At 70.9% G+C, this 22,316-nt stretch carries 18 protein-coding genes; 10 read left to right on the forward strand and 8 right to left on the reverse strand.

What is annotated here, in order from left to right:
- Positions 1-140 precede the first annotated feature (140 nt).
- Positions 141-872 carry a GAF domain-containing protein gene (locus ACFYR3_RS28890; RefSeq protein ID WP_389285077.1) on the forward strand — a complete coding sequence of 244 codons (732 nt, stop codon included), beginning with the start codon at positions 141-143 and terminating at the stop codon, positions 870-872.
- 97 nt (positions 873-969) lie between these two features.
- On the opposite strand, the gene ACFYR3_RS28895 is transcribed toward ACFYR3_RS28890, so the two are convergent.
- Positions 970-1,710 (reverse strand): DUF4142 domain-containing protein, encoded by a 741-nt coding sequence (locus ACFYR3_RS28895; protein ID WP_355841651.1) that lies wholly within the window; start codon positions 1,708-1,710, stop codon positions 970-972.
- A gap of 340 nt (positions 1,711-2,050) precedes the next feature.
- On the opposite strand from ACFYR3_RS28895, the gene ACFYR3_RS28900 reads away from it, so the two are divergent.
- The 3 genes from ACFYR3_RS28900 to ACFYR3_RS28910 are packed head-to-tail and all read left to right on the forward strand — an operon-like array spanning position 2,051 to position 5,624.
- The gene (locus ACFYR3_RS28900) at positions 2,051-2,758 is read left to right on the forward strand and encodes a TetR family transcriptional regulator (RefSeq protein WP_355841648.1); all 708 of its coding nucleotides are present in this window, start codon (positions 2,051-2,053) and stop codon (positions 2,756-2,758) included.
- On the forward strand, positions 2,755-4,125 hold the full coding sequence (locus tag ACFYR3_RS28905; protein ID WP_355841645.1) for an MFS transporter: 1,371 nt from the start codon (positions 2,755-2,757) through the stop codon (positions 4,123-4,125). Before ACFYR3_RS28900 ends, ACFYR3_RS28905 begins: the two co-directional genes overlap by 4 nt.
- Positions 4,122-5,624 (forward strand): aspartate aminotransferase family protein, encoded by a 1,503-nt coding sequence (locus tag ACFYR3_RS28910; protein ID WP_355841642.1) that lies wholly within the window; start codon positions 4,122-4,124, stop codon positions 5,622-5,624. The genes ACFYR3_RS28905 and ACFYR3_RS28910 overlap by 4 nt, the downstream gene beginning before the upstream one ends.
- A 180-nt stretch (positions 5,625-5,804) precedes the next feature.
- Here the strand turns inward: ACFYR3_RS28910 and ACFYR3_RS28915 are convergent, their stop codons facing one another.
- Positions 5,805-5,978, reverse strand: coding sequence for a hypothetical protein (locus ACFYR3_RS28915; protein WP_355841639.1), 174 nt, complete (start codon positions 5,976-5,978; stop codon positions 5,805-5,807).
- A 27-nt stretch (positions 5,979-6,005) separates the two neighbouring features.
- Positions 6,006-6,362, reverse strand: a complete 357-nt coding sequence (locus ACFYR3_RS28920) for a PRC-barrel domain-containing protein (RefSeq protein WP_355841636.1) — start codon at positions 6,360-6,362, stop codon at positions 6,006-6,008.
- 216 nt (positions 6,363-6,578) lie between these two features.
- Here ACFYR3_RS28920 and ACFYR3_RS28925 point away from each other — a divergent pair, with 216 nt between their 5' ends.
- The gene (locus tag ACFYR3_RS28925) at positions 6,579-7,823 is read left to right on the forward strand and encodes a hypothetical protein (protein ID WP_355841634.1); all 1,245 of its coding nucleotides are present in this window, start codon (positions 6,579-6,581) and stop codon (positions 7,821-7,823) included.
- Between the two features lie 411 nt (positions 7,824-8,234).
- On the opposite strand, the gene ACFYR3_RS28930 is transcribed toward ACFYR3_RS28925, so the two are convergent.
- The 5 genes from ACFYR3_RS28930 to ACFYR3_RS28950 are packed head-to-tail and all read right to left on the reverse strand — an operon-like array spanning position 8,235 to position 15,675.
- On the reverse strand, positions 8,235-8,870 hold the full coding sequence (locus ACFYR3_RS28930) for a vitamin K epoxide reductase family protein (protein WP_389285079.1): 636 nt from the start codon (positions 8,868-8,870) through the stop codon (positions 8,235-8,237).
- Positions 8,867-9,649, reverse strand: coding sequence for a respiratory nitrate reductase subunit gamma (gene narI / locus ACFYR3_RS28935; protein WP_355841628.1), 783 nt, complete (start codon positions 9,647-9,649; stop codon positions 8,867-8,869). The genes ACFYR3_RS28930 and narI overlap by 4 nt, the downstream gene beginning before the upstream one ends.
- A complete protein-coding gene (gene narJ, locus ACFYR3_RS28940) occupies positions 9,646-10,437 on the reverse strand; it encodes a nitrate reductase molybdenum cofactor assembly chaperone (RefSeq protein ID WP_355841625.1) in 792 nt (263 codons plus the stop codon). Before narJ ends, narI begins: the two co-directional genes overlap by 4 nt.
- Complete coding sequence (gene narH, locus ACFYR3_RS28945; RefSeq protein ID WP_355841622.1) at positions 10,434-11,966, reverse strand: nitrate reductase subunit beta; 1,533 nt, start codon at positions 11,964-11,966, stop codon at positions 10,434-10,436. The genes narJ and narH overlap by 4 nt, the downstream gene beginning before the upstream one ends.
- Before the next feature lies 1 nt (position 11,967).
- Complete coding sequence (locus ACFYR3_RS28950) at positions 11,968-15,675, reverse strand: nitrate reductase subunit alpha (RefSeq protein WP_389285080.1); 3,708 nt, start codon at positions 15,673-15,675, stop codon at positions 11,968-11,970.
- A 455-nt stretch (positions 15,676-16,130) separates the two neighbouring features.
- On the opposite strand from ACFYR3_RS28950, the gene ACFYR3_RS28955 reads away from it, so the two are divergent.
- The 5 genes from ACFYR3_RS28955 to ACFYR3_RS28975 all read left to right on the forward strand — a co-directional run bounded on the left by ACFYR3_RS28955 (position 16,131) and on the right by ACFYR3_RS28975 (position 22,301).
- The gene (locus tag ACFYR3_RS28955) at positions 16,131-16,964 is read left to right on the forward strand and encodes a DUF2249 domain-containing protein (RefSeq protein WP_389285081.1); all 834 of its coding nucleotides are present in this window, start codon (positions 16,131-16,133) and stop codon (positions 16,962-16,964) included.
- 129 nt (positions 16,965-17,093) lie between these two features.
- Entirely contained in the window at positions 17,094-17,597 is a 504-nt protein-coding gene (locus tag ACFYR3_RS28960) for a hypothetical protein (RefSeq protein WP_389285082.1), read from the forward strand.
- A 369-nt stretch (positions 17,598-17,966) separates the two neighbouring features.
- Complete coding sequence (locus ACFYR3_RS28965) at positions 17,967-19,241, forward strand: TIGR04053 family radical SAM/SPASM domain-containing protein (protein ID WP_389285083.1); 1,275 nt, start codon at positions 17,967-17,969, stop codon at positions 19,239-19,241.
- Positions 19,222-21,855, forward strand: a complete 2,634-nt coding sequence (locus ACFYR3_RS28970) for a multicopper oxidase domain-containing protein (protein WP_389285084.1) — start codon at positions 19,222-19,224, stop codon at positions 21,853-21,855. Before ACFYR3_RS28965 ends, ACFYR3_RS28970 begins: the two co-directional genes overlap by 20 nt.
- Positions 21,855-22,301: a hypothetical protein gene (locus tag ACFYR3_RS28975; protein WP_389285085.1), complete on the forward strand. Its 447-nt coding sequence runs from the start codon at positions 21,855-21,857 to the stop codon at positions 22,299-22,301. The genes ACFYR3_RS28970 and ACFYR3_RS28975 overlap by 1 nt, the downstream gene beginning before the upstream one ends.
- Positions 22,302-22,316: the final 15 nt, after the last annotated feature.

The following is a 22,316-nucleotide window of genomic DNA, read 5'->3' on the forward strand; positions in this document are numbered from 1 at the left end:
CCGTTACGACAAGACCGCCACCATCTACCTCGCCGGACTCCACCTCGCAGCCATCTTCATCTGGTCTGCAAGGTGATCCGAAGGAAACGGCCTAGGCCCGTCCCTCCGGCAGCCCGGAGCGGGAGAACGGTGACATCCGTATGAGTCGCGAGCAGCAGATCACCGAGGCCTTCGTCGGTCTCACCGACATCGTCGCCGACGATGCCGATCCCACCGTTCTCCTGCACCGCCTCGTCGGCCACTGTGTCACCCTCACCGGAGTGGACGCCGCAGGCGTCATGCTGTCCACCGCCCGCGGTGGTCTGCGCCCCATCGCCGTCACCGATGACCGTGCCGCGATGATCGAGCTGTTCCAGGTCCAGACCGGCCACGGCCCTTGCATCGACTCCTGGCGTACCGCCCAGGCGATCAGCGCACCCGACCTGTCCGTCCTCACCGACCGGTGGCCGGCCTTCGTCCAGCTCGCCCGCACCGCCGGATACGTCGGCACCTACGCGTTTCCCCTGCGCATCAGACATCAGGTCGTCGGCGCCCTCAACCTCCTGACCGGGACCACCGGAGCCCTGTCCGAGCAGGACACGGCGCTTCTGCAGGCCCTGGCCGATGTCGCGGCCATCGCCGTAGTCCAATGGACGGTCGAACCGCTCCGTCCGGCGGACATCGTCACGCGGGTCCAGGCGACGGTGTCCGCCAAGGCCGCCACCGACACGGCCGTCGGCATGCTCGCCGCCGCCGGATCTCTCACCGTCCAGGAGGCCGCCCGGACTCTGCGCCGCTACAGCGGAATCCGCCACCAGCGCTCGACCGAGGTGGCCCAGGCACTCATCCGCCGCGAACTGAGCCCGGAGACGGTCCTTGAGGAGAGCCGCTGAATCGCCATACGGCCGACGTCGGTCGACGGTGATGCTGCCCGCGTGGTCGAGATCGGCCGCGCAGGCGGCCGGACGGGAATCCGTCGGCCCGCGCTGATCAGCCGACCTGCGGGCTGGGTGTCGGCGAGTCGGTGTGCACGTTCAGGTCGGGCCGCGGGGTGAGGACGACGAGCGGGGCACCCGGCTGCGGCGGGGGCGGCGTGAGCTGGTCCTTGGGGAGCGTCGGCGGGGCGGTCTGCTGGGCGAGGACCTGGTCGAAGTTGATGGTGCCGGTCTTCTCCATCACGGTGATGTGGTCGAGGACCGTGTCGTTCGCGAGGTCCGCGAGCGCGCGTACAAGCGAGTTCTCGGTGGTGGCGCGCACCTTGGCGATGACCGAGAAGATGCTCCCGTGCGTGACGCGCAGGATGTTGGCGGCGGTCGTGTCGAACTGCTTGCCGTTCTGGGCGACGGACGTCGCCACGAATTGCTGCTGCTGCGGAGACGCCTGGTTCGGCAGAGTGATGTTCAGTTGTACGGCCACCTTGCGGTCCAGATCGTCGAGGCGGGCGTGCCCCACGATCAGATGTTTGCCGGCCTCCCGCATCGCCGGTGTCGAGCCCTTCTTCAGCGCGATCTCACCCAAGGGGTACTCCCACAGCCCGGCCGCGCGGACCTTGACGACGAAGTCGCGGTCGGCCTCGGTGAGCGGGCCCCACTGGGTGTTCGCGATGACGCGGGTCTGGGCGCTCGACGCGGTCTGGAAGCCGAGCATGGCGGGGTAGGCGAGCGCGGTGAGAGTCAGGGCCACCGCACCGCCCACGAAGACCGTTCCTGCCAAGTTGCGTGAGACGGGCATGGTGCCTCCTGACGTGATGATCAGATTTCGCAGGTGGTACGGCTGCCGCGGCCTCGGTGATCATTGCGCCAGGTAAAAATCCGCGCCACGCTGTGTGACGTGCGTCACGGTCGAGCCGGTCGGCTCATTCGAAGTAGCACGGCGGGCGTGGTTCGGCAGCCGTTTTCGGTATGGGCGTTCGCGGGTGTGTTCGGCGGCCGCCGCGAGAGGTCCGGCGCGGTCGGCAGGGTCGTGAGAGGCCGGGCGGGGTCGACGGGGCTGCGAGGGGCCGGCCGGAGTCGCGGAAACGGTCTCCATCAATCGATTGATCGATGCCTTCCGGAGACGTATTCTCCCCGCCATGTCCGACTCGCCACCCGCCTCACCCGCCCCCGCGCCACCGCCCGCCGATGCCAGTCGTGAACGCATCATCGCGGCCGCCACCTCACTCTTCGCCGACCACGGCTACGACGGCACCAGCACCCGGCGTATCGCCGCCGAGGCCGGGCTGAACATGGCCACCGTCGCCTACCACGTCGGCGGGAAGCCGGACCTCTACCGGGAGGTCATGCTCCGCGCCCACCTCGCCGAGCAGCGGGTGCTGACGGACGCGCTGGTCGCGTTCCGGGCGCTGGCGCCCACCGATCCGGTCGCGGCCGTCACCGACCTGGTCGATCGGTACCTCGACTTCTGTCTCGACCAGCCGCACATCCCTGCCCTGTGGATGCGCCGCTGGCTCTCCGACGCGGCCGAGTTCGCGGATCTGGAGGCCACTTACGCGCGCCCGCTGATCGAATCGGTCCGCGACACCGTGCGCGAGGTCGTCCCGGCCGCGCCGCCGACCGGGGCCGCCGCACCCACCGACATCGAGATGACCGTCTGGACGGTGCTGTGGAGCACCCACGGCTTCTGCCGCTCGGGCATCCGCGCCGAGGTCCCGCGCTTCCGCGCCCACCTGCGCGCCCTGGTCCTGCGGGATCTGGGGCTCGGTGCCCAGGAACAGCGCGACCAGGAATCGCGCGACCAGGAACCGTACGACGAGGAACCGCGCGACCAGGGGCGCGGATGACGACCGCCCTGGTCCCCCCGACCACCGACGACGATGAACTCACCCGACGCCGCCTCTTCGTCTACGGCCTCGGCTCGGTCGGCACCGGCATCTTCTCCACCGTCCCCGGCCTTCTGCTGCTCTACTTCATGACCGACGCGCTGGGCGTCCCCGCGGGTATCGCCGGACTCGTGGTCGCCCTGCCCAAGGCCTGGGACGCCGTGTTCAACCCCCTGGTCGGTGCCGCCAGCGACCGTGAGGCCGTCCGCACCGGCCGACGGACCCGGCTGCTCGTCGCCGGTGCGCTCGCGCTGCCCGCCGCCTTCGCGGCGATGTTCCTGTCCCCGATGACCGGCACGGGTGCGGCGGTCTGGGTGACCGTCACCTTCGTTCTGGCCGCGAGTGCCTTCTCGTTGTTCCAGGTGCCGTACGTCGCCCTGCCCGCCGAGATGTCGTCCGTACCGGCCGTCCGCACCAGGATCATGGTCTGGCGGATCGTCTTCCTGACCCTGGGCATCCTCGTCGCGGGCGGCGCGGCCCCGCTGGTGGTCAGCGCCGCCGGCGGAGGCCGCACGGGATACGGAGCGATGGGGCTGACCGTGGGCCTCGTCGTCGCGGCGGTCCTGCTGGTGCCCGCCCTCGGTACCCGCTGGGTGCGCTCACGACCAGGGCCCGAACCTCTCGGCCTGGTCGCGGCCTTCCGCACCGCACGCGGCAACCGCGCGTTCTTCGCGCTGCTCGCCGCCTTCGTGCTGCAGGCCGCCGCCGTCGCGATCATGCTCGCCGCCGCACCGTACGTCGCCACCTACCGCCTCGGCGGCTACGGCCTGACCTCGATGCTCTTCGTCTGCCTGGTCGCGCCCAGCGCCGTCGCCGTTCCGCTCTGGGCCAAGGCCGCCGGACGCTGGGGACGGCTGCGCTGCCTCACGTTCGCGACCTGTGGGTACGCCGTCGGCGCGGTGGCCCTGTTCCCGGCCGCCGGCCACGGCAGTGGCACCGGCGCGGTCGTCGCGACGCTCGCACTCTGCGGGCTGCTCGGCGTCTGCTACGCGGCCCTTCAGGTGCTGCCGCTCGCTCTGCTGCCCGACACGGTGCATGCCGACAAGGCCAGGACCGGCCAGGTCCAGTCCGGCGCGTTCACCGGACTGTGGACGGCCGGTGAGACTGTCGGCCTCGCGGCCGGACCCGGCGCGTACTCGATCGCCCTGGCAGCCACCGGCTTCGTCTCCTCGACCCTGGACCACCCGGTCGCCCAGACCGCCACCGCGCGAACCGGCATCCTGCTGGGCTTCAGCCTCGTCCCCGCACTCCTCATGCTGCTCTCCCTGCCTGCCCTGCGCGCCTACGGCCGCCGCCGCGCCGCGCTAGAAACGGAAACCACCCGATGACGACTCCTCAGCAGGCCACCGTCCCCGCCCAGGCCGCCCACCCCGGTCTGCCCGAGACCGGCCGCTCCGGCGCCGACCTTCTCGCCGAACTCGCCGTCCTCACCGCCGCCGACCTGCCCACTCGAGGCGGGCACACCACCGCCTATGTCTACGACAGCGGCCGTCCCGAGGTACGCGAAGCCGCCGAACGGGCCTATCTGACGATGATGGAGGTCAATGGCCTGGACCCGACCGCCTTCCCCAGCATCGTCGCGCTGGAACGCCAGGTCGTCGGCGCGACCGCCGCCCGCCTCGGCGGCGGCGACGCCACCCCGGGCATCTTCACCAGCGGCGGAACCGAGTCGATCATCCTCGCGGTGAAGGCCGCCCGGGACGCCCGCCCGGACGTCCTCGCCCCGGAGATCGTCGTCCCGGTCACCGCCCACGCCGCGTTCCACAAGGCCGGCAGCTACCTGCGGGTCACCGTTCGCAGCGCACCCGTCGACCCCGCGACCTACCGGGCCGACCCGGCCGCAACGGCGGCGCTCTGCAACGAGAACACCGTCCTCGTCGTCGCCTCCGCCCCGTCCTACGCCCACGGCGTCATCGACCCCGTCGCGGAGATAGCCGCCGACGCCGCCACCCGCGGCATCCCCTGCCACGTCGACGCCTGCGTCGGGGGCTGGCTGCTGCCCTGGCTCGCCGAGGCCGGTGCGCCCGTCCCGGCCTTCGACCTTTCCGTCCCCGGCGTCACCTCCCTCTCCTGCGACCTGCACAAGTTCGGCTACGCCCCCAAAGGCGCCTCCGTACTGCTGTTCCGCGACGAGGCCCTGCGCCTCAACGCCTACTACGCCTGCGCCGCCTGGCCCGGCTACAGCGTCGTCAACTCCACGATCCAGAGCAGCAAGGGAGCCGGCCCACTCGCCGGGGCGTGGGCCACGCTGCAGGCCCTCGGCGCCGACGGCTACCGCGAACTCGGCCGCGCCGCCCTGTCCGCGACCCGCACACTGATCAGCGGCGTCGAGGCCATCGACGGCCTGACGGTCCTCGGCACCCCCGAGGCCACCCTCGTGGCCATCGGCGTGGACCCGACGGCCGAGACCCCGCTCGACCTCTTCGCCCTCGCCGACGAGACCCGCGCCCGGGGCTTCTTCCTCCAGCCCCAGCTCAGCCTCGACGGCCTCCCGGCCAACCTGCACCTGACCCTCACCGGGGTCAGCGAGCACGGCGTCGAGGAACTGCTCGCCGTACTGCGCGAATGCGTCGACATCATCCGTCCGCTCGGGCCCCCGACGCCCCCCGCGGACATCGTCGACCTGCTCCAGCAGGTGGACCTGACCGAACTCGACAACGCGTCCTTCGCGGCACTGCTCCCCGCCGCGGGTGTGGACCTGACCGGCGACAATGCGGCCCGGATGGCCCCGGTGAACCGTCTCCTGGACGCCCTCCCGGCTGCGACCCGCGAGGTCATCGTCACCCGCTTCCTGTCCGCGCTCTACAGCCCGTACCTGGGCGGGTGAGGACAACTCCGGTCGCGCGGTGACGGTTTCGGTCCCAGGGGCCGCCAAGGCCCCGACGGCTGTGGCCGGGTACGACGAGGACGTACCCGGCCATGATCGCTTACGCCCCGGAACCGCCGGGCCGGCCGGAACGGACCGGGTCGTCCGGTGCCGGGCGTCCGGGTTCACCGGGCCATGCGCTCACCGGGCCATGCGCTGCTTTCGTCCGCCGCGGCGGAAGCGCATGCCGGCGTAGGCGAGATCGGCGAGCAGGACGAGGCAGCCGATGATCAGCAGGTAGAACAGTCCGTGGGCGGCGAATCCGATGATGCCCAGGACGAGGGCCACAAGAATCAGGAACAGGAACAGGGTCATCGGTCTCTCCCGGCGGCTTTCGGCGGATCAGCGACGGGCGAGCCGGCGCTCGCCCTTGACTCCCGGTATGTATTCGAGTTCGTAGTGTGCGAAGACTCCTGGCTCGTCCGTGGCGGGCAGCACGCCGTCCGTGTCGATGGCCGGGGCCTTCTTCACCAGGTTCTTGTCGTGAGCGACCTTCAGGTAGCCCGGCCCGACGGTCGCGCCGTCAAGAGGTACGAACACCAGGCGACGGCGCGTCGGCAGTCCCACGGTCACGGTGGCGAAGGACGGACTGTCGGTCGCCGTGTCGACGTAGACGGATTCCAGAATGCCGATCTTGTGGCCGCCGGGATCCACCACGTCGTGGCCACGCCATTCGCGGATGTCACCTGCCTCGAACATCTTGTACCTCCACAGGGGAGGTACCCCCGATCGCAGGCCTGATGCCCGGGTCGCCCCGGTTGCCCTGCCGGGAACTCGGCGGCCGGCGTGCTGATCATGTCGCATCCGGTACAGACCGAGCCGCCTCGTCGAATATGATGGCCCCTCTTGTGTTGTTGATCAAGGAAACATAGCTTTCGTGGTGTGACCATGACACGAAGAGCGATCATCAAGGGAATGGCTGCCGCACCGTTCATCGGAGCCGCAGGCAGTGTCCTTTCCGCCTCCCCCGCTCAGGCGGCCACCATCGACGCCGGCCAGTTCACCCTCACCAGCAGGTCCTCCAACAGTTACGGCGAGTTCGCCGATCTGTCCGCCGGTCTGGCGACCAAGCTGCCCAAGGTGGACGCGGCCACCGTCATCGCCGACGTCAACCGCAGTGCCACCCATCTCACCAGCGCCCCCAGCACGGCCGAGGCCTTCGAGACCGGCTTCGCCTGGGACTCCGACGACCAGGCGGTCGACTACTGGATTCCCCAGGGCGTCACCACCAGCGCGGATGCCTATGGCAACGGCAACTATCCCGAAGGCGGAAGCAACCGCGTCGTCCTCGCCTCCTGGTACTTCGAGACCGATCCCGACGGTGACGGAGTCGACGAGTACGCGATCGACAAGGGTCTGCGGCTCACGTTCGTCAACTACAACAACGCGTCGGCGCCGAAGTACCGGCACGTCCTGCTGGTCGAGCCCGTCAAGACCGCCACGGGCGAGTTCTCGTTCAACCCGATCCGCAAGCATGCCGGCGGCATCATGTGGTACGGCAACCTCCTCTATGTGGTCGACACCTACAAGGGACTGCGGGTATTCGACCTGAACACCCTCTTCAAGGTGCCTCTCACCGAGAAGGACGTGTGCGGTCTGCACACTGACGGGTCCTACTACGGGTACGGCTACCAGTACGTCCTTCCGCAGAGCGCGGCCTACGACAACGCGGGAACCTACCTGCGCTACACGGCCATCGGGCTCGACCGCGCCAGCACCCCCGACAGCCTCGTCGTGAGCGAGTACTCCCTGTCCGGCGCGGTCAGCTACACGGACGGCACCTTCAACGGCACCGGTGTCGGCACCACCACGCCCAAGGTGGTCCGCTGGAACCTCGACTACACCGACCGGCAACTCGGCTCGCTCACCGCGACGGAGGCCGTCACCGTCAGCCAGCAGAAGATCCAGGGCGTGGTGTCCCGCAACAGCAAGCACTATCTCTCCGCCAGCGACGGCACCTCCACCAAGGGAACCCTGCGCAGCTTCACCTCCGGGGCTTCGACGGCCGGCGCGGTGTGCGACCTGGTCATCGGTTGCGAAGACCTCAGCTACCACAGCAGCGGGGCCTCCGGCTGGGCCTTCAGCGAGTCCGTGATCTGGAACCTGGGCGAATACGTCAACAAGCGCTACGTGTACGCGGTGCACGCGGACGGTTCGTAGCAGCGGGCAGGAGCCAGGGGCGGCGGACACTGGACCCGACCTGCGGCGGTGCACGGATCCCGGAGGTTCTGATCGGGCGGATGAGTACCCCGGCTGTGTCGTCCGCCCGGCTCCGGTCCCCACGCTCGGCTGTCACCACCACGATCGAGGGCGCGCTGTGCAGTCCGCCGCGCCCAGCGGGCACGGGCCGGACGCGCAAGGGGCAACCCGTCCGCGCCGGCCCGTGAGCACAGCAGTTGCCGCTCGGTCGGATCGTTGCGCTGGTCCGGCCTCAGGGCGTGGCAGAACGGCCGCCGGAAGGACTGGCTCTCTGTTCAGCGGTGACTGCCAAGCCGGACCGCCGCGCACAGCCCGTGGTGTCTTTCGTGCGTGTGATCTGTGAGTTGTCTGGGCGTCGACTTCTGCCGTCGGTCACAGCAAGCTGCTCCAGTACGGCCAGAAGCGGGTGAGGACGAGCAGCGCGATCACCCCGTACCAGGCGCCGAGCAGCATCCAGTGTGTGTCCCTGACGATCGCCAGCACGCGCCGTGAAGCGGGGAGGATTCCGCGTTCCAGGCAGTGCACGGTGACGCACCAGAACAGTCCGATGGTGGCGATCCACACGCCGGCGCAATAGGGGCAAATCTTGTTGAGTTCGTAGAGTGACTGCACCATCAGCCAGTGGACGAACACCACCCCCACCAGCGCCCCGGCGTCCAGCGCGAGCCAGAGCCCGCGGTGCAGTCGCGCGTCGGTGAGGACGGCGACGCCCAGGGCGGCCACGGCGGCGAAGGCGCCCAGCCCGAGCAGCATGTTGGGGAAGCCGAACAGACTGCCCTGCGAGCTGGACATGACGCTGCCGCAGCTCACGACCGGGCTGATGTTGCACGGCGGTTGATAGGTGGGGTCGCGGAGCAACCGCCAGTCGTCCACCGTCAGTTGGAAGGAGGCGAGCCAGCCGACGATTCCGGCGAGGAGCATCACCAGGCCTGTCCGGCGGGCGGCGCCCGCTGTGTGCGTGGCCGCGGCGGTCGTGGACTGCGTCGAGAGCGCGGGACCCTGGCTCATCGGGTTCGCCCGGAGTGGGAGGCCCGCCGGGTCCGGCTCGCTGCCGTCGGGGCTGTCGCCGGTGCGGCCCTCCTGCGGTACACCAGGTACGGCCGGGCGAGGTATCCGATGGGCGCGCTCCACACGTGCACGAGACGGGTGAACGGCCAGGCGGCGAAGAGCAGACAGGCGGTCAGGGCGTGCAGCTGGAACAGCAGCGGAGCCCCGGAGATCGCCTCGGGCTGCGGCTGGAGGGTGAACAGGCCGCGGAACCACACGGAGATGGTGGCTCGGTAGTCGTAGCCGGGGCCGAAGACGTTGTGCGTGGCGGTGGCGGTGATGCCCAGCAGGACGGTGGCGGACAGCAGCGGGAAGAGAAGCTTGTCGCTGCGGTCGGTGCCCAGTCGGATCCGCCGGGTCAGCAGCCGTCGGGCGCACAGCATGCCGAGCCCCGTGACCATGGCAACGCCCGCCACCGAGCCCGCCCAGACGGCCGTCGTGTGATAGGCGTGCTCGGAGATGCCCGCGGCCTCGGTCCACGAGTCGGGGATCGCGAGCCCCACGACATGCCCGCCGATCACCATGAAGGCACCCAGGTGGAACAGCGGACTGGCCCACCGCAGCCAGCGGTGTTCGAAGAGCTGGCTGGTGCGGGAGGTCCACCCGAACTGGTCCTGCCGGTAACGCCAGATGTGCCCGACCACGAACACCGCGAGACAGATGTACGGGACCGCGACCCACAGGAGCAGATCGGCGCCGCTCACGGAAGCGGCGGCCAGGGGGTGGAGGGGGGCGTTCATCGGGGGCCTTCCGTACGGCTGGTCGGGTGGGACGGCATACGGGTCGGCGGGGCGGGTACCGGGGGCACGAACGTGCCCGGAGGGGCGAACTCCCCCTCCCCGTACGTCCCGTAGGGGTCGAGTCCGACCTCCTCGTTGGGCGGCCCCTCGGCGACCAGCTGGGCCACCGCGGCCCGGTCCGCCTCGGTGGGCGGCGGGAGCAGGGTGAGCAACGCCCCCAGAACATGCCGGTAGGGGGAGTCTGCGTCGTCCAAAGCCCGGTGGATCAGCTCCAGTCCGCGCCGGTGCTGCCGCAGCGGTGCCTCGCCCGCGCCGGTGCCGGTCAGGGCGGCGAACTCCAGCACGACCGGGAGGTGGTCGGGCAGTTCACCCCCGTCGGTGTCCCAACCGGCGGCCTTGTACCGCTGGTTCAGGGTGAGCAGGGCCATACCGCGTCGGCGGGTGTCGCCGTGCAGGTAGTAGGTGAGATAGAGGCTGCTCTTGCGGCGCAGGTCGAACATCTCGACGTAATGGCGCTCCAGCGCATCCGGCTCCTGGGAGGTGAACCAGGCGGTGAAGCCGGCGAGGTGTTGGGCTGCGGGTGAGGGCGGCAGCGCCTCGACGGTGTCCGTCAGGGCGGGCCGGGCGGCGGTGAGTTCGTCGTCCGGGTACTGGAGAAGGAGCGAGCACATCCGCAGCAGCAGCGTGCGTGCCTCGGCCTCCTCGGGCGTGAGCCGGGCCGGGCGGCGTACGGCCGCCCGGACGCGGGTGCGGACGAGGGCGGGAATGCTTGCGGGCAGGGGGCTCACGGTCGGTCTCCGGTGTTCTTGCGGCGCAGGGTGGGGATCCCGAGCATCACGCGTCCGCCACCGTTGTCGTCCGGTGCGTCGGACGACTCGACCGGGCAGCGGTTCTCCATCGCGCTGAGGGAGGCCGCGTCCTCCTTGTGCGCGGCGGGGACGACATAGCGGTCGGCGTACTTCGCGATCGCGAGCAGGCGGTGCATGTCCTCCGCGTCCCGGGCGGTGAGGCCGACGGCCTTGAGCACCGCCTCGTCGCCCTCCTCGCCCAGGGTGCGTTCGCGCATGAACGAGCGCAGTGCGGTGAGTTTCATCAGCACTCCGCCGACCACGTCGGCGTCTCCGGCGGTGAACAGTTCCGCCAGGTACTCCAGCGGAATGCGCAGCCGGGTGACGGCGGCGAAGACATGGTCCGGGTCGTCCTGGTTCCCGCCCGCCGCGTCCACGGCGTCCAGCACGGGCGACAGCGGGGGCACGTACCAGACCATCGGCAGGGTGCGGTACTCCGGATGCAGCGGCAGTGCCACCTTGTAACGCATGACCAGGTCGTACACCGGGGAGCGGCGGGCTGCGTCCAGCCAGTCCTCGGGGATGCCGGACTCCCGTGCGGCCGCGATGACTTCGGGGTCGTGCGGGTCGAGGAAGACGCCGCGCTGGGCGTCCAGCAGGTCCTTCTCGTCCGGGGTGGCCGCGGCCTCGCCGACGCGGTCGGCGTCGTAGAGGAGCAGTCCGAGGTAACGCAGACGGCCGACGCAGGTCTCGGAGCAGACGGTTGGCTGTCCGGCCTCGATGCGCGGGAAGCAGAAGGTGCACTTCTCGGCCTTGCCGGTGGCGTGGTTGACGTACACCTTCTTGTACGGGCACGCCGTCACGCACATCCGCCAGCCGCGGCAGCGGTCCTGGTCGACCAGGACGATGCCGTCCTCGACCCGCTTGTACATCGCGCCGGACGGACACGCCGACACACAGGCCGGGTTGAGGCAGTGCTCGCACAGGCGGGGGAGATGGAAGAGGAAGGTCTGCTCGAACTCGAACTTCACCTTCTCTGCCCATTCCCCGGTGAGGTTGGGGTCGGCGCCGGCGTTCTCGCCCGCGCCGCCGAGGCCGTCCTCCCAGTTGGCACCCCAGGTGATGGCGGTGGGTTTGCCGGTGAGGACCGAACGGGGGCGGGCCACCGGCATGTCCGGGCCTGCCGGGGCGCTCACCAGGTTGTCGTAGTCGTAGGTGACCGGCTCGTAGTAGTCCTCGATGGACGGCAGATCGGGGTTGGAGAACAGCGACAGCAGTCGCTTGAGGCGTCCCCCGGAGCGCAGGACGAGCCGTCCGCGCTTGTCGAGCATCCAGCCGCCCTTCCAGTGCTCCTGGTCCTCGTAGCGACGGGGGTAGCCGACGCCGGGCTTGGTCTCGACGTTGTTGAACCAGGCGTACTCGACGCCGGTGCGGTTGGTCCACGTCTGCTTGCAGGTGACCGAGCAGGTGTGGCAGCCGATGCACTTGTCGAGGTTCATCACCATGGCGATCTGAGCCATGACGCGCATATCAGTACTCCACATCCTGCGAGCGACGGCGGATGACCGTGACCTCGTCGCGCTGGTTGCCGGTCGGGCCGTAGTAGTTGAAGGCGTACGTGAACTGGGCGTAGCCGCCCGCCAGATGGGTGGGCTTGATCAGCAGGCGGGTCAGGGAGTTGTGGATGCCGCCGCGCTTGCCGCTGACCTCGGTCTTCGGCACGTTCACGTTGCGGTCCTGGGCGTGGTACATGTACACCGTGCCCTCGGGCATGCGGTGGCTGACCACGGAGCGGGCGGCGACGACGCCGTTGCGGTTGTAGGCCTCGATCCACTCGTTGTCCTTGACGCCGATCTTCTCGGCGTCGGCGGTGGACATCCAGATGACCGGGCCGCCACGGGACAGCGCGAGCATGTGCGCGTTGTCCTGGTAGTTGGAGTGGATGGACCACTTCGAGTGCGGTGTCAGATAGCGGACCGTGACCTCCGCCCGGCCGTCCTCATGCAGCTGATCGTCGCCGTAGTGCCGGGGTGTGTTCAACGGTGGCCGGTAGACCGGGAGTTGCTCGCCGAATTCGGCCATCCAGTCGTGCTGCACGAAGAAGTGCTGCCGTCCGGTGAGGGTGTGCCAGGGTTTCTTGTGCTCCTTGTTGATGACGAAGGCGGAGTAGCGCCGTCCGCCGGCCTCGCTGCCCGACCACTCGTACGACGTCATCACGGCGCGGGGCTGGGTGCGGGTGTCGGCGAACGTGATGCGCTCACCCTCCCGTTCGGCGGCGAGTTCCACGAGACCCTTGCTGCCGGTCTGCCGTTCCAGTTCACGGAAGCCCTCGGTGGCGAGGCGCCCGTTGGTGGTGCCGGACAGGGCGAGAATTGCCTCGCACATGTCGGAGGCGGTGGCCAGCGAGGGCCGCCCGGCGGCGATTCCGTCCCGGACGGTGCCGTTGCGGCGCCGGAGGTCGTCCAGTTCCTGGTTCGGGTGGACGGTGACGCCCTTGGTGGTGGTGCCCAGGGTGTCGAGGAGCGGGCCGATGGCGCGCATCTTCTGTGCCACCGCCGCGTAGTCCCGCTCGATGACGACGAGTTTGGGCATGGTCCGGCCGGGGACCGGCTCGCACTCGCCAGCCTTCCAGTCCCGTACGACCCCGCCGGGCTGGGCGAGTTCATCGGGGGTGTCGTGCAGCAGCGGGACGGCCAGGACGTCGGTGCGGGTGCCGAGGTGCTCACCGGCCAGTTCGCTGAACTTGTCGGCGATGGTCAGGAACATGTCGTAGTCGGTGCGGGCCTGCCAGGGCGGGGGGATGGCCGGGGTGAAGGCGTGCACGAAGGGGTGCATGTCCGTGCTGGACAGGTCGTCCTTCTCGTACCAGGTCGCGGCCGGCAGGACGACATCGGAGAGCAGGCTGGTCGAGGTCATCCGGAAGTCCATGGTGACCAGCAGATCGAGCTTGCCCTCGGGGGCCTCCTCCCGCCACACCACGTCCTGCGGGCGTGCCTCGGGCGGGGTCTCCTCGGAGCGGACCGCCGCGTCCGTGCCCAGCAGATGGCGCAGGAAGTACTCGTTGCCCTTGCCGGAGGAGCCCAGCAGGTTGGCCCGCCAGACAGTCAGTACGCGGGGGAAGTTGGCGGGGTCGTCGGGGTCCTCGGCCGCGAACCGCAGCCGCCCGGACTTGAGTTCGTCGACGATGTGCTCGGCGACCGGACGCCCGGCGGCGGCCGCCTCGTCGGTGAGGTCGAGCGGGTTGCGGTTGAAGCCGGGATGGCCGGGGGTCCAGCCCATCCGGATCGCCTGGGCCAGACAGTCGGCGGTGGACTTGCCCGCGAAGCGGCCCTCGCCCAGCGGCGACGCCAACTCGTCGGGCCCGATGGCCTCGTAGCGCCACTGGTCGGTGTTGAGGTACCAGTACGAGGTGCCGGCCATGTGCCGGGTGGGCCGCTGCCAGTCGAAGGCGAACGACAGGTGCTGCTGCCCGGTGACCGGGCGGACCTTCTCCTGGCCGACGTAGTGGGCCCAGCCGCCGCCGTTGACGCCCTGACAGCCGGTCATGGTGGTCAGCGCGAGGAAGGCCCGGTAGATGGTGTCGGAGTGGAACCAGTGGTTGGTGCCCGCGCCCATCGCGATCATCGAACGGCCGTTGGTGCGCTCGGCGTTGCGGGCGAACTCCCGGGCGATCCGGGCCGCCTGCTCGGCCGGGACCGAGGTGATCGTCTCCTGCCAGGCCGGCGTGTACGGCTCGGACGCGTCCTCGTACGACGAGGGCCAGGAGCCCGGCAAGCCCGGACGAGCCACGCCGTACTGGGCCAGCATCAGGTCGAACACCGTGGTCACGAGCCGCCCGCCGATCCTGCGAACGGGAACACCGCGCACCATCGTCGAGCCACCTTCGGTGGCGCCCTCGTCGAACCGGGGCAGCACGACGGCGACCGTGTCCTCGGCCCGCTCCAGCAGACTCAGCTCGGGCACGACATCGCCGAGGTCGAGGTTCCAACGGCCCGCGCCGGTCTCTCCCCAGCGGAAGCCGAGCGAACCGTTCGGCACCACGGGTTCGCCCGTCGCGCTGTCCAGGAGAACGGTCTTGGACCCTGCGTTCTCCTCGGCCCCCTCGTCGTGCCCGAGGTCGGCGGCGGTCAGGAACCCGTCCGGCACCAGCCCCAGCGCGTGCTCGCGCAGGGTCACCAGGAACGGAGCGTCCGTGAACGTCCTCAAGTATTTCTGGAAGTACGGCACTTCGCGGTCGATCAGGAACTCGCGCAGGATCACGTGGCCCATGGCCATCGCCAGCGCCCCGTCCGTTCCGGGGTGCGGGGAGAGCCATTCGTCGGCGTGCTTGACGTTGTCGGCGTAGTCGGGGCTGACCGCGACGACCTTCGCGCCGTTGTAGCGGGTCTCGGTGAGGAAGTGCGCGTCGGGCGTGCGGGTGACGGGGATGTTGGAGCCCCACATGATCAGGTAGCCGGCGTTCCACCAGTCGGCGGCCTCGGGGACGTCGGTCTGGTCGCCGAAGACCTGTGGGGAGGCGACCGGCAGGTCGGCGTACCAGTCGTAGAACGACAGCAGCGTGCCGCCGATCAGCGACATGAACCGGGTACCGGCCGCGAACGACGCCATCGACATCGCCGGGATCGGCGAGAAGCCCGCCACCCGGTCCGGACCGTACGCCTTGACCGTGTGGACGTGGGCGGCCGCGACCAACTCGCTCACCTCGTCCCAGCCGGCGCGCACCAGACCGCCCTTGCCGCGGGCCCGCTTGTACGCCCGCGCCTTCGCCGGGTCGGACGTGATCTCCGCCCAGGCGGCGACCGGGTCGCCGAGCCGCTTGCGTGCCTCGCGCCACAGCTTCAGCAGCGTGCCGCGCACATAGGGGTAGCGGACCCGGCTGGGGGAGTAGGTGTACCAGGAGAACGAGGCGCCGCGCGGGCAGCCGCGCGGCTCGTACTCGGGGCAGTCCGTGCCGATCGACGGATAGTCGGTGGCCTGGTGCTCCCAGGTGATGATGCCGTCCTTGACGTACACCATCCATGAGCAGGAACCGGTGCAGTTGACGCCGTGCGTGGACCGTACGACCTTGTCGTGCGCCCACCGGTCTCGGTAGAAACTCTCCCATTTCGGGTCGCTCTCGCCGAACACGGCGCGGCCGTCGGACGACACCTCACGGCGGGTGAGCAGCCGCCGGGCGGCCAGCGGCCAGTCCTGACCGGCGCGCGACGCCTGCCGTCGTACGTTCTGATCGTTCTCCATGGCTGGGACGCTAGGTGCCACGGACCTCGGCGTACCTGGGTCCGGCGGTCCCTGCCGGACCGCTTTCCGGCCCACTCTGAGCGGTCGCAATAGGGCCGAACGGTCCCGGTGCCAGGTCCGGTCGGCCGCCTGGTCGGGTGTGGCCGGAGTTGCATGCTGGGCATCGACCGAACCGCAGACGGCCGTCCGTCCGAACCGCAGACGGCCGTCCGTCCGAACCGCAGACGGCCGTCCGTCCGGGCCATCGCATGCCGTGCCTGCCAGGCGACCTCTCCTTCGTCCCCGGCCGCCACAGGCACAGCGCGTACGGCCCGTGTCGCCCGGTTCGGCCGTGCGTCCGGCCGCTCCACCGCGGCCGGACGCAGCATCCGCCCTCCCCGGCACCGGACCCCGGAACGCCCTCCCCGCCCGAACCGGTCGGCCGAGCCGACCGCCGACTTCCTGGAGACACCGTCATGAGTGTGCTCACCCTCGCCTCGGCCCCCGAGGACGCCGCGGCCCTCGAAGCCGCCGCGGCGCATCATGCCCGCCTCGCGGGAGAGTTGGCCGGGCGGGTGAAGATGCTGCTCACGGCCGTGGACCAGGACCTGGGCGCCGCCAAGGAGATCCACCTAGGCCTGCTGGCCTTCTGCGACCGCTCGCTGCTGCCGCACGCCGCCGCCGAGGAGGCCGCGCTCTACCCCACCGCCCACGGCCTGCCCGAGACACGGCTGCTCGTCGAGAGTCTGATCGGCGAACACCGCTGTCTGACCGCGCTCGTCGACTCCCTGCGCGCGGCGCCCACCCCGGCAGGTTCGGCGGCCGACGCCCGTGCCCTGCAGGTGTTCTTCGAGGAGCACCTGGCCAAGGAGAACGGCCTCGTGCTGCCGCTGCTCGCCATGACGCCCGGGATCTCGCTCGCGGATCTGCTCGCGGACATGCACCAACGGCTCGCGGAGGACACGTCCGCCGAGGGCACCCATGAAACCCGGAACACCGAGAAAGGACAGGACATGCGGGAAGAACTGATCGAGGAGACCGGCGGCTGCGGCGGAGTGTGCGGCTGCGGCGGTGCGGAAGAGGGCGCGGAGCCCGAGCTGGATGTACGGGAAGTTCCGCACGCCCTGCGCCACGCCACCGTGTTCGGCGCTCTCGACGCCGTCCCGGCGGGCACCGCGATGGTGCTGGTCGCACCGCACGACCCGCTGCCGCTCCTCGCGCAGATCGAGCAGCGCAACCCCGGGATCTTCTCGGTGGAGTACCTGGAACGCGGCCCCGAAGCGTGGCGGCTGCGGCTCAGCCACCACTGACGCGGCGCCACCGCCCCCTCCCGGCAGCGGGCGGACGTCGCTCACGTACGGCGGGTGCGCGCACCCGCCGTACCCGCGAGCACCACGCGAGCACGACGCATGCACATGAGGAAAGAAGGAAGACACGCCATGGACGGAACACATCGTCGGGCCGGCACCCTGCTCGGGACGGTCGGCGTCGCGCTGGCCGTGGCCGGACCGGTCATGCTGGTGCGCGGACGCAGCGGCAGGAAGGAGATCCGTACAGAACTGGCCGCTCAGAAGATCACCTTCCCCGACCGCGGGCTGCCCGCCGAACTCAAGGCCTACGCCGGCCAGCCGGTGGAAACCGGCGCCGAGGCGCACGCCTACGCCCAGTTCATCAAGGGCAATCTCGACCGGGCCACCGGCGGCCGTGCCTATGCGGAGATCACCGCCGCGCTGCACGCCGCCGGCGGCGACGACGAGCAGCTCTCCGAGCTGCGCCAGACCGCGTTCATGGGCCAGTCCCTGCGTGCCTCGCTGATGTCCGCCTACCAGGCATGGCAGATCACCACCCTCGTCACCGGCCTGGGCGCCGCACTGACCGGCCTGGGCATCGCACTGGTCGCCACCGCGGACACCCTGGCACCCCGCTCCCCGAACCGTTCCTGAACACCCGGCGGCGCCCAGGCGGTCCGGACTCCCGCCCGCCACCCTTCCGACGGTCCGTCCGGCCCTGTACGCCTGCCGCGAACGGGGACCGTCGGCCCTGTGCGCCCATCAGAAAAGGGACCATCGGCCCCGTCCGAGAAGACCATCGGCCGCCGCGCCGACCACCGCCGCCGGTGGATGCTGACGGCGACCGATCCGGAGGAACCCCGTGCACGACCACATCGCCCGCCATCGAGGCCGATCCCACCGCTGCCGCTCACGGTGGGAGCCGCGCGCGGTCCGGTCCGGTCACCGTCCGGCCGCCCGCCTCGTCTGCCCCGATTCCGGGGCGGCCGGACACAGCCGCAGGACGCCGGGAAGGACCGCGCGATGAGCGCCGCCACGCATGCCATCCGCCGCCAGCGCCACGACGCGGGGCAGCGGCCGTTCATCGTCATCTGGGAGTCCACCCGGGCCTGCCCGCTGGCCTGTCTCCACTGCCGTGCCGAGGCCGTGCCCGACCGCGACCCGCGGGAGCTGGACACCGTCGCCGCGCAGGACCTGCTGCGCCAGGTGGCCGCCTTCGGGCAGCCGGCCCCCCTGTTCGTGATCACCGGAGGGGACCCCTTCCAGCGCCCCGACCTGACGGACCTCATCGCCTACGGCAGGAAAATCGGGGTCCGGGTCGCCGTCTCGCCCTCCGGCACCCCGACGCTCACCGAGGAGCGACTGCGCGCCGTGCACGCCGCGGGCGCGTCCGGGCTCTCCCTCAGCCTGGACGGCTCCACCGCCGAACTTCACGATGCCTTCCGCGGGGTGCCCGGCGTGTTCCGCTGGACCCTGGACGCCTGGGACACGGCACGCGCCCTCGGTATGAAGGTGCAGATCAACACGACGGTAGCCCGGCACAACCTGCACGACCTCCCCGACATCGTCCGCCTGGTCGCCGAGCACGGGGCGATGCTGTGGAGCGCCTTCTTCCTGGTGCCCACCGGCCGGGGCCGCAGCCTCGGCGTGCTGACGCCCGGCGAGGTCGAGGACATTCTCAACTTCGTCTACGACGTAGGTGTGACCATCCCCGCCAAGACCACCGAAGCCCATCACTTCCGCCGGGTCGCGCTCCAGCGCCAGATCCTCGCGGACAAGGGCGACGACCATCTCGCGGTACTGGGACTCGGCCCGCTGTACAAGGAGCTGCGTGACCGGGTCGCCGACCTGGGCCTTGCCACCGACGTGCGCCGGGTACGGCGTCCGCCGCTCGACGTCAACGCGGGCCGCGGATTCGTCTTCGTCTCCCACACCGGATCCGTCCACCCCAGCGGGTTCCTGCCGCTCGGCGCGGGCAGCGTGCGCGAGCGGCCGCTGACGGAGATCTACCGCACCTCCGAACTGTTCACCGGTCTGCGGGACGCCGACCGGCTGGGCGGCAGGTGCGGGGCGTGCGAGTTCCGCCACGTCTGCGGCGGCTCCCGCTCTCGCGCCTACGGCGTCACCGGCGACCCGTACGCCGAGGAGCCGTGGTGCGGCTACGTCCCCGGGTCCTTCCCCTACCAGCGGGAACTGGCCGCGCTGCGGGCCGGGACCGCTCGCACCGAGCAGCCTGTTCGTCCCCGTCCGACCGCCGCCCCGGGCGGCAAGGAGCACCGTGCACAGCAAGAACGATGACCCGGCTGCCGACGCTACCCGCCCGCCGAGCAGGTTCAAGGCGTCCGGACAGCGCGGCCGTCACCTGGCCGCCCACGGTCTGGTCGCGGCCTGGGCGGCGCTCGCGCTGCTGGCGGCTAGCGTCCAGCAGACGCTGCCAGTGGCCCGTTGGCTGGCGATCCACCTGTTTCTGCTCGGTGCCGCGACCACGGCGATCGTGGTGTGGAGCGAGCACTTCGCAGTCGCCATGCTCCACACCCGGCTGCCCGACCGGCGGTGGAGCAACGCCCGGCTGGCCGGCGTCAACATCGGGGTCGTGGGTGTCCTCAGCGGCGTGTGGGCGGACCTGCCCGTCCTGACCGGTGCCGGGTGTGCGCTGCTGGTCGCCGCGATCACCGCGCACCTGGTGGTGCTGGTTCGCATGGGGCGGGGAGCGCTGGGCGGACGGCTCGCCCCGATCGCCGACTACTACCGGGCCGCCGCGGCGGCGCTGATCGTCGGCGCGGTCCTGGGCTGGCTGCTGGCCACCGGCAGGGCCGGCCCGCAGCACTACACCGGGCTGAAGCTGGCCCACGTGCACGTGACACTCCTCGGCTGGATCGGGCTGCCCGTGCTGGGCACGCTGTTCATGCTCTGGCCCACTGTGCTGGGCGTGCGCATGGCCGAGCACACCACCCGGCTGGCCCGACGGGTGCTGGTGCTGACCGGGGGCGGCCTGCTGACCGCGGTCGCCGGACTGGCGGCCGGATGGCGCCCCGCCGCCGCACTAGGCATGGCCCTGTACGCGGCCGGCGTCGCTGTCACGGGCCACCTGTTCGCCCGTACGGTGCGCAGGAGGCCCGCGATCTCGGCGGCCGCCGCGTGGACGCTGGCCGCGGCCATGGGATGGCTGGCCGTCGGCGTGGCCGTGGACCTGGGGCTTCTGGTCGCGCGGCCGCTCGCCGAGGTACAGGACGACATCGGGTCCCTGGTCCCGGTGCTACTCGTCGGGCTGGTCGCCCAGGTCCTCGTCGGGGCCCTGACCTATCTCCTCCCCGTCGTGCTCTCCTCCGGCCCCAAGGACCGGGCCGCGCTGCGGGCGGTACTCGAGCGGTACTGGCCGCTGCGGCTGGCGGTCCTCAACCTCGGCGTCGCCCTTCTGGCGTTGCCGCTGCCCCACCCCGCCGGCGCCGCGGGCGCGCTGCTCGCCGGGACGGCCGGCGCCGCGTTCCTCGCCCTGGTGGTGTCCCTGCTCGTCCGCGGCGGCCGCGGTCTCCTGCGGGCGGCCGGCGGGGCCGGTGCGGCGCGGCGTCCCGTGCTGTGGGGTACCGCAGCGGGTGCCGTGGTGACCGTGCTGGCCGTGCTGGTGGCGAACAGCGGTGGCAGCACGGGCGGTTCGGACGTCGCTGCCGGGGCTGCGGGCGGTGGCTCCGGAGCCACCCGTACCGTCGCAGTGATACTGGCCGACATGCGGATCCGCCCGGCCCGGATCGAGGTCGCCGCAGGCACCGACCTGCGTCTCAAGGTCACCAACACCGCCCCCCAGCGGCACGACCTCAAGGTGCAGGACGGTCCCGCCACACCCATGCTCGGCAAGGGGCAGAGCCGGGTGATCGACCTCGGAGCGGTCACCGCGGACCGCCAGGCGTGGTGCACCCTGCCGGGCCACCGGGCGGCCGGGATGACCCTGGACATCGTCGTGAAGAAGGATGACACGGCGACGGACAGCACCGGACATATGTCGATGGGACAGGACGGACACATGCCGGCCGCCACCGACGGCGGCCTGGACCTCTCCGCCGACTTCTCCGCAGGCTGGCGGCCGCGCACCGCCGACCTGGCCCCCGCGCCCGGCGGCACGGTGCACAAGGCCGAGCTGCACGCCGCTCACACCGAGATCGAGGTGGCCCCGGGCGTGAAGCAGCAGATGTGGACCTTCGGCGGCACCGCGCCGGGCCCCACCCTGCACGGCAAGGTCGGCGACGTCTTCGAGGTCACCCTCGTCAACGACGACACCGGTATGGGCCACGGCATCGACTTCCACGCAGGCTCCCTCGCCCCCGACGGACCCATGCGCACGATCCAGTCCGGCGAACGCCTGGTCTACCGATTCCGCGCAGGGAAGGCCGGAGCCTGGCTGTACCACTGCAGCACCTCACCGATGCTCCAGCACATGGGCAACGGCATGTACGGCGCCGTCGTCATCGACCCGCCCGGCCTGAAGAAGGTCGACCACGAATACGTGCTGGTCTCCTCCGAGCTCTACCTCGGTACGCCGGGCAGCACCGCCCAGGTGACGAAGATGCGCCAGGACACCCCGGACGCCTGGGTGTTCAACGGCATCGCCAACCAGTACACCCAGCGGCCCCTGAAGGCGAAGGCCGGCGAACGGGCCCGCTTCTGGGTGGTCGCGGCCGGGCCGAGCGACGGCATCGCCTTCCACATCGTCGGCACCGTCTTCGACACCGTGTACAAGGAGGGCGCCTATCTGCTCCGGCCGGACCAGGCGGGCGGCTCGCAGGTGCTGGACCTGGCCACGGCGCAGGGCGGCTTCGTCGAGACGACGTTCCCCGAGGCCGGGCACTACGCCTTCGTCGACCACGACATGCGCCATGCCGAGGCCGGCGCCCACGGCATGGTGGAGGTGAGCGACTGATGGACACCGTCGGCTGGTGGTCCCTGGTGCGATTCGCGCATGTGGCGGGCGCCGTCCTGTGGGTCGGCGGGCAGCTGGCACTGTCCCTGGTGATCCTGCCGCTGGCCCGCCGTCTGCTCGCCCCGGAGGCCAAGGACCGCTTCACCTCGGCGGCGGGGCGCCGGTTCGGGATGCTGACCGGCGCCGTGTTCCTGCCGGTACAACTGGGCACGGGCTGGGCCATGGCCTGGCACCGGGGCGTCACGTGGGCCTCGCTCGCCGAGCCCGGCTACGGCCGCACCCTCGCGGCCAAACTCGCCCTGTTCGCCGTGGTGATGATCGCGGCGGCGGGACACGGCATCGCACAATCCAGGGGCCGCCCGGAACTGGCCCGGTCCCTGGCGGTCGTCTCCCTCGTCGGCTCACTCGGCGTCGTCCTGCTCGCCACCGCCCTGCCTGCCACTTGACCCGGCCCACACCGG

The organism is Streptomyces sp. NPDC005784, from assembly GCF_042871525.1.
Taxonomy (GTDB): Bacteria; Actinomycetota; Actinomycetes; order Streptomycetales; family Streptomycetaceae; genus Streptomyces.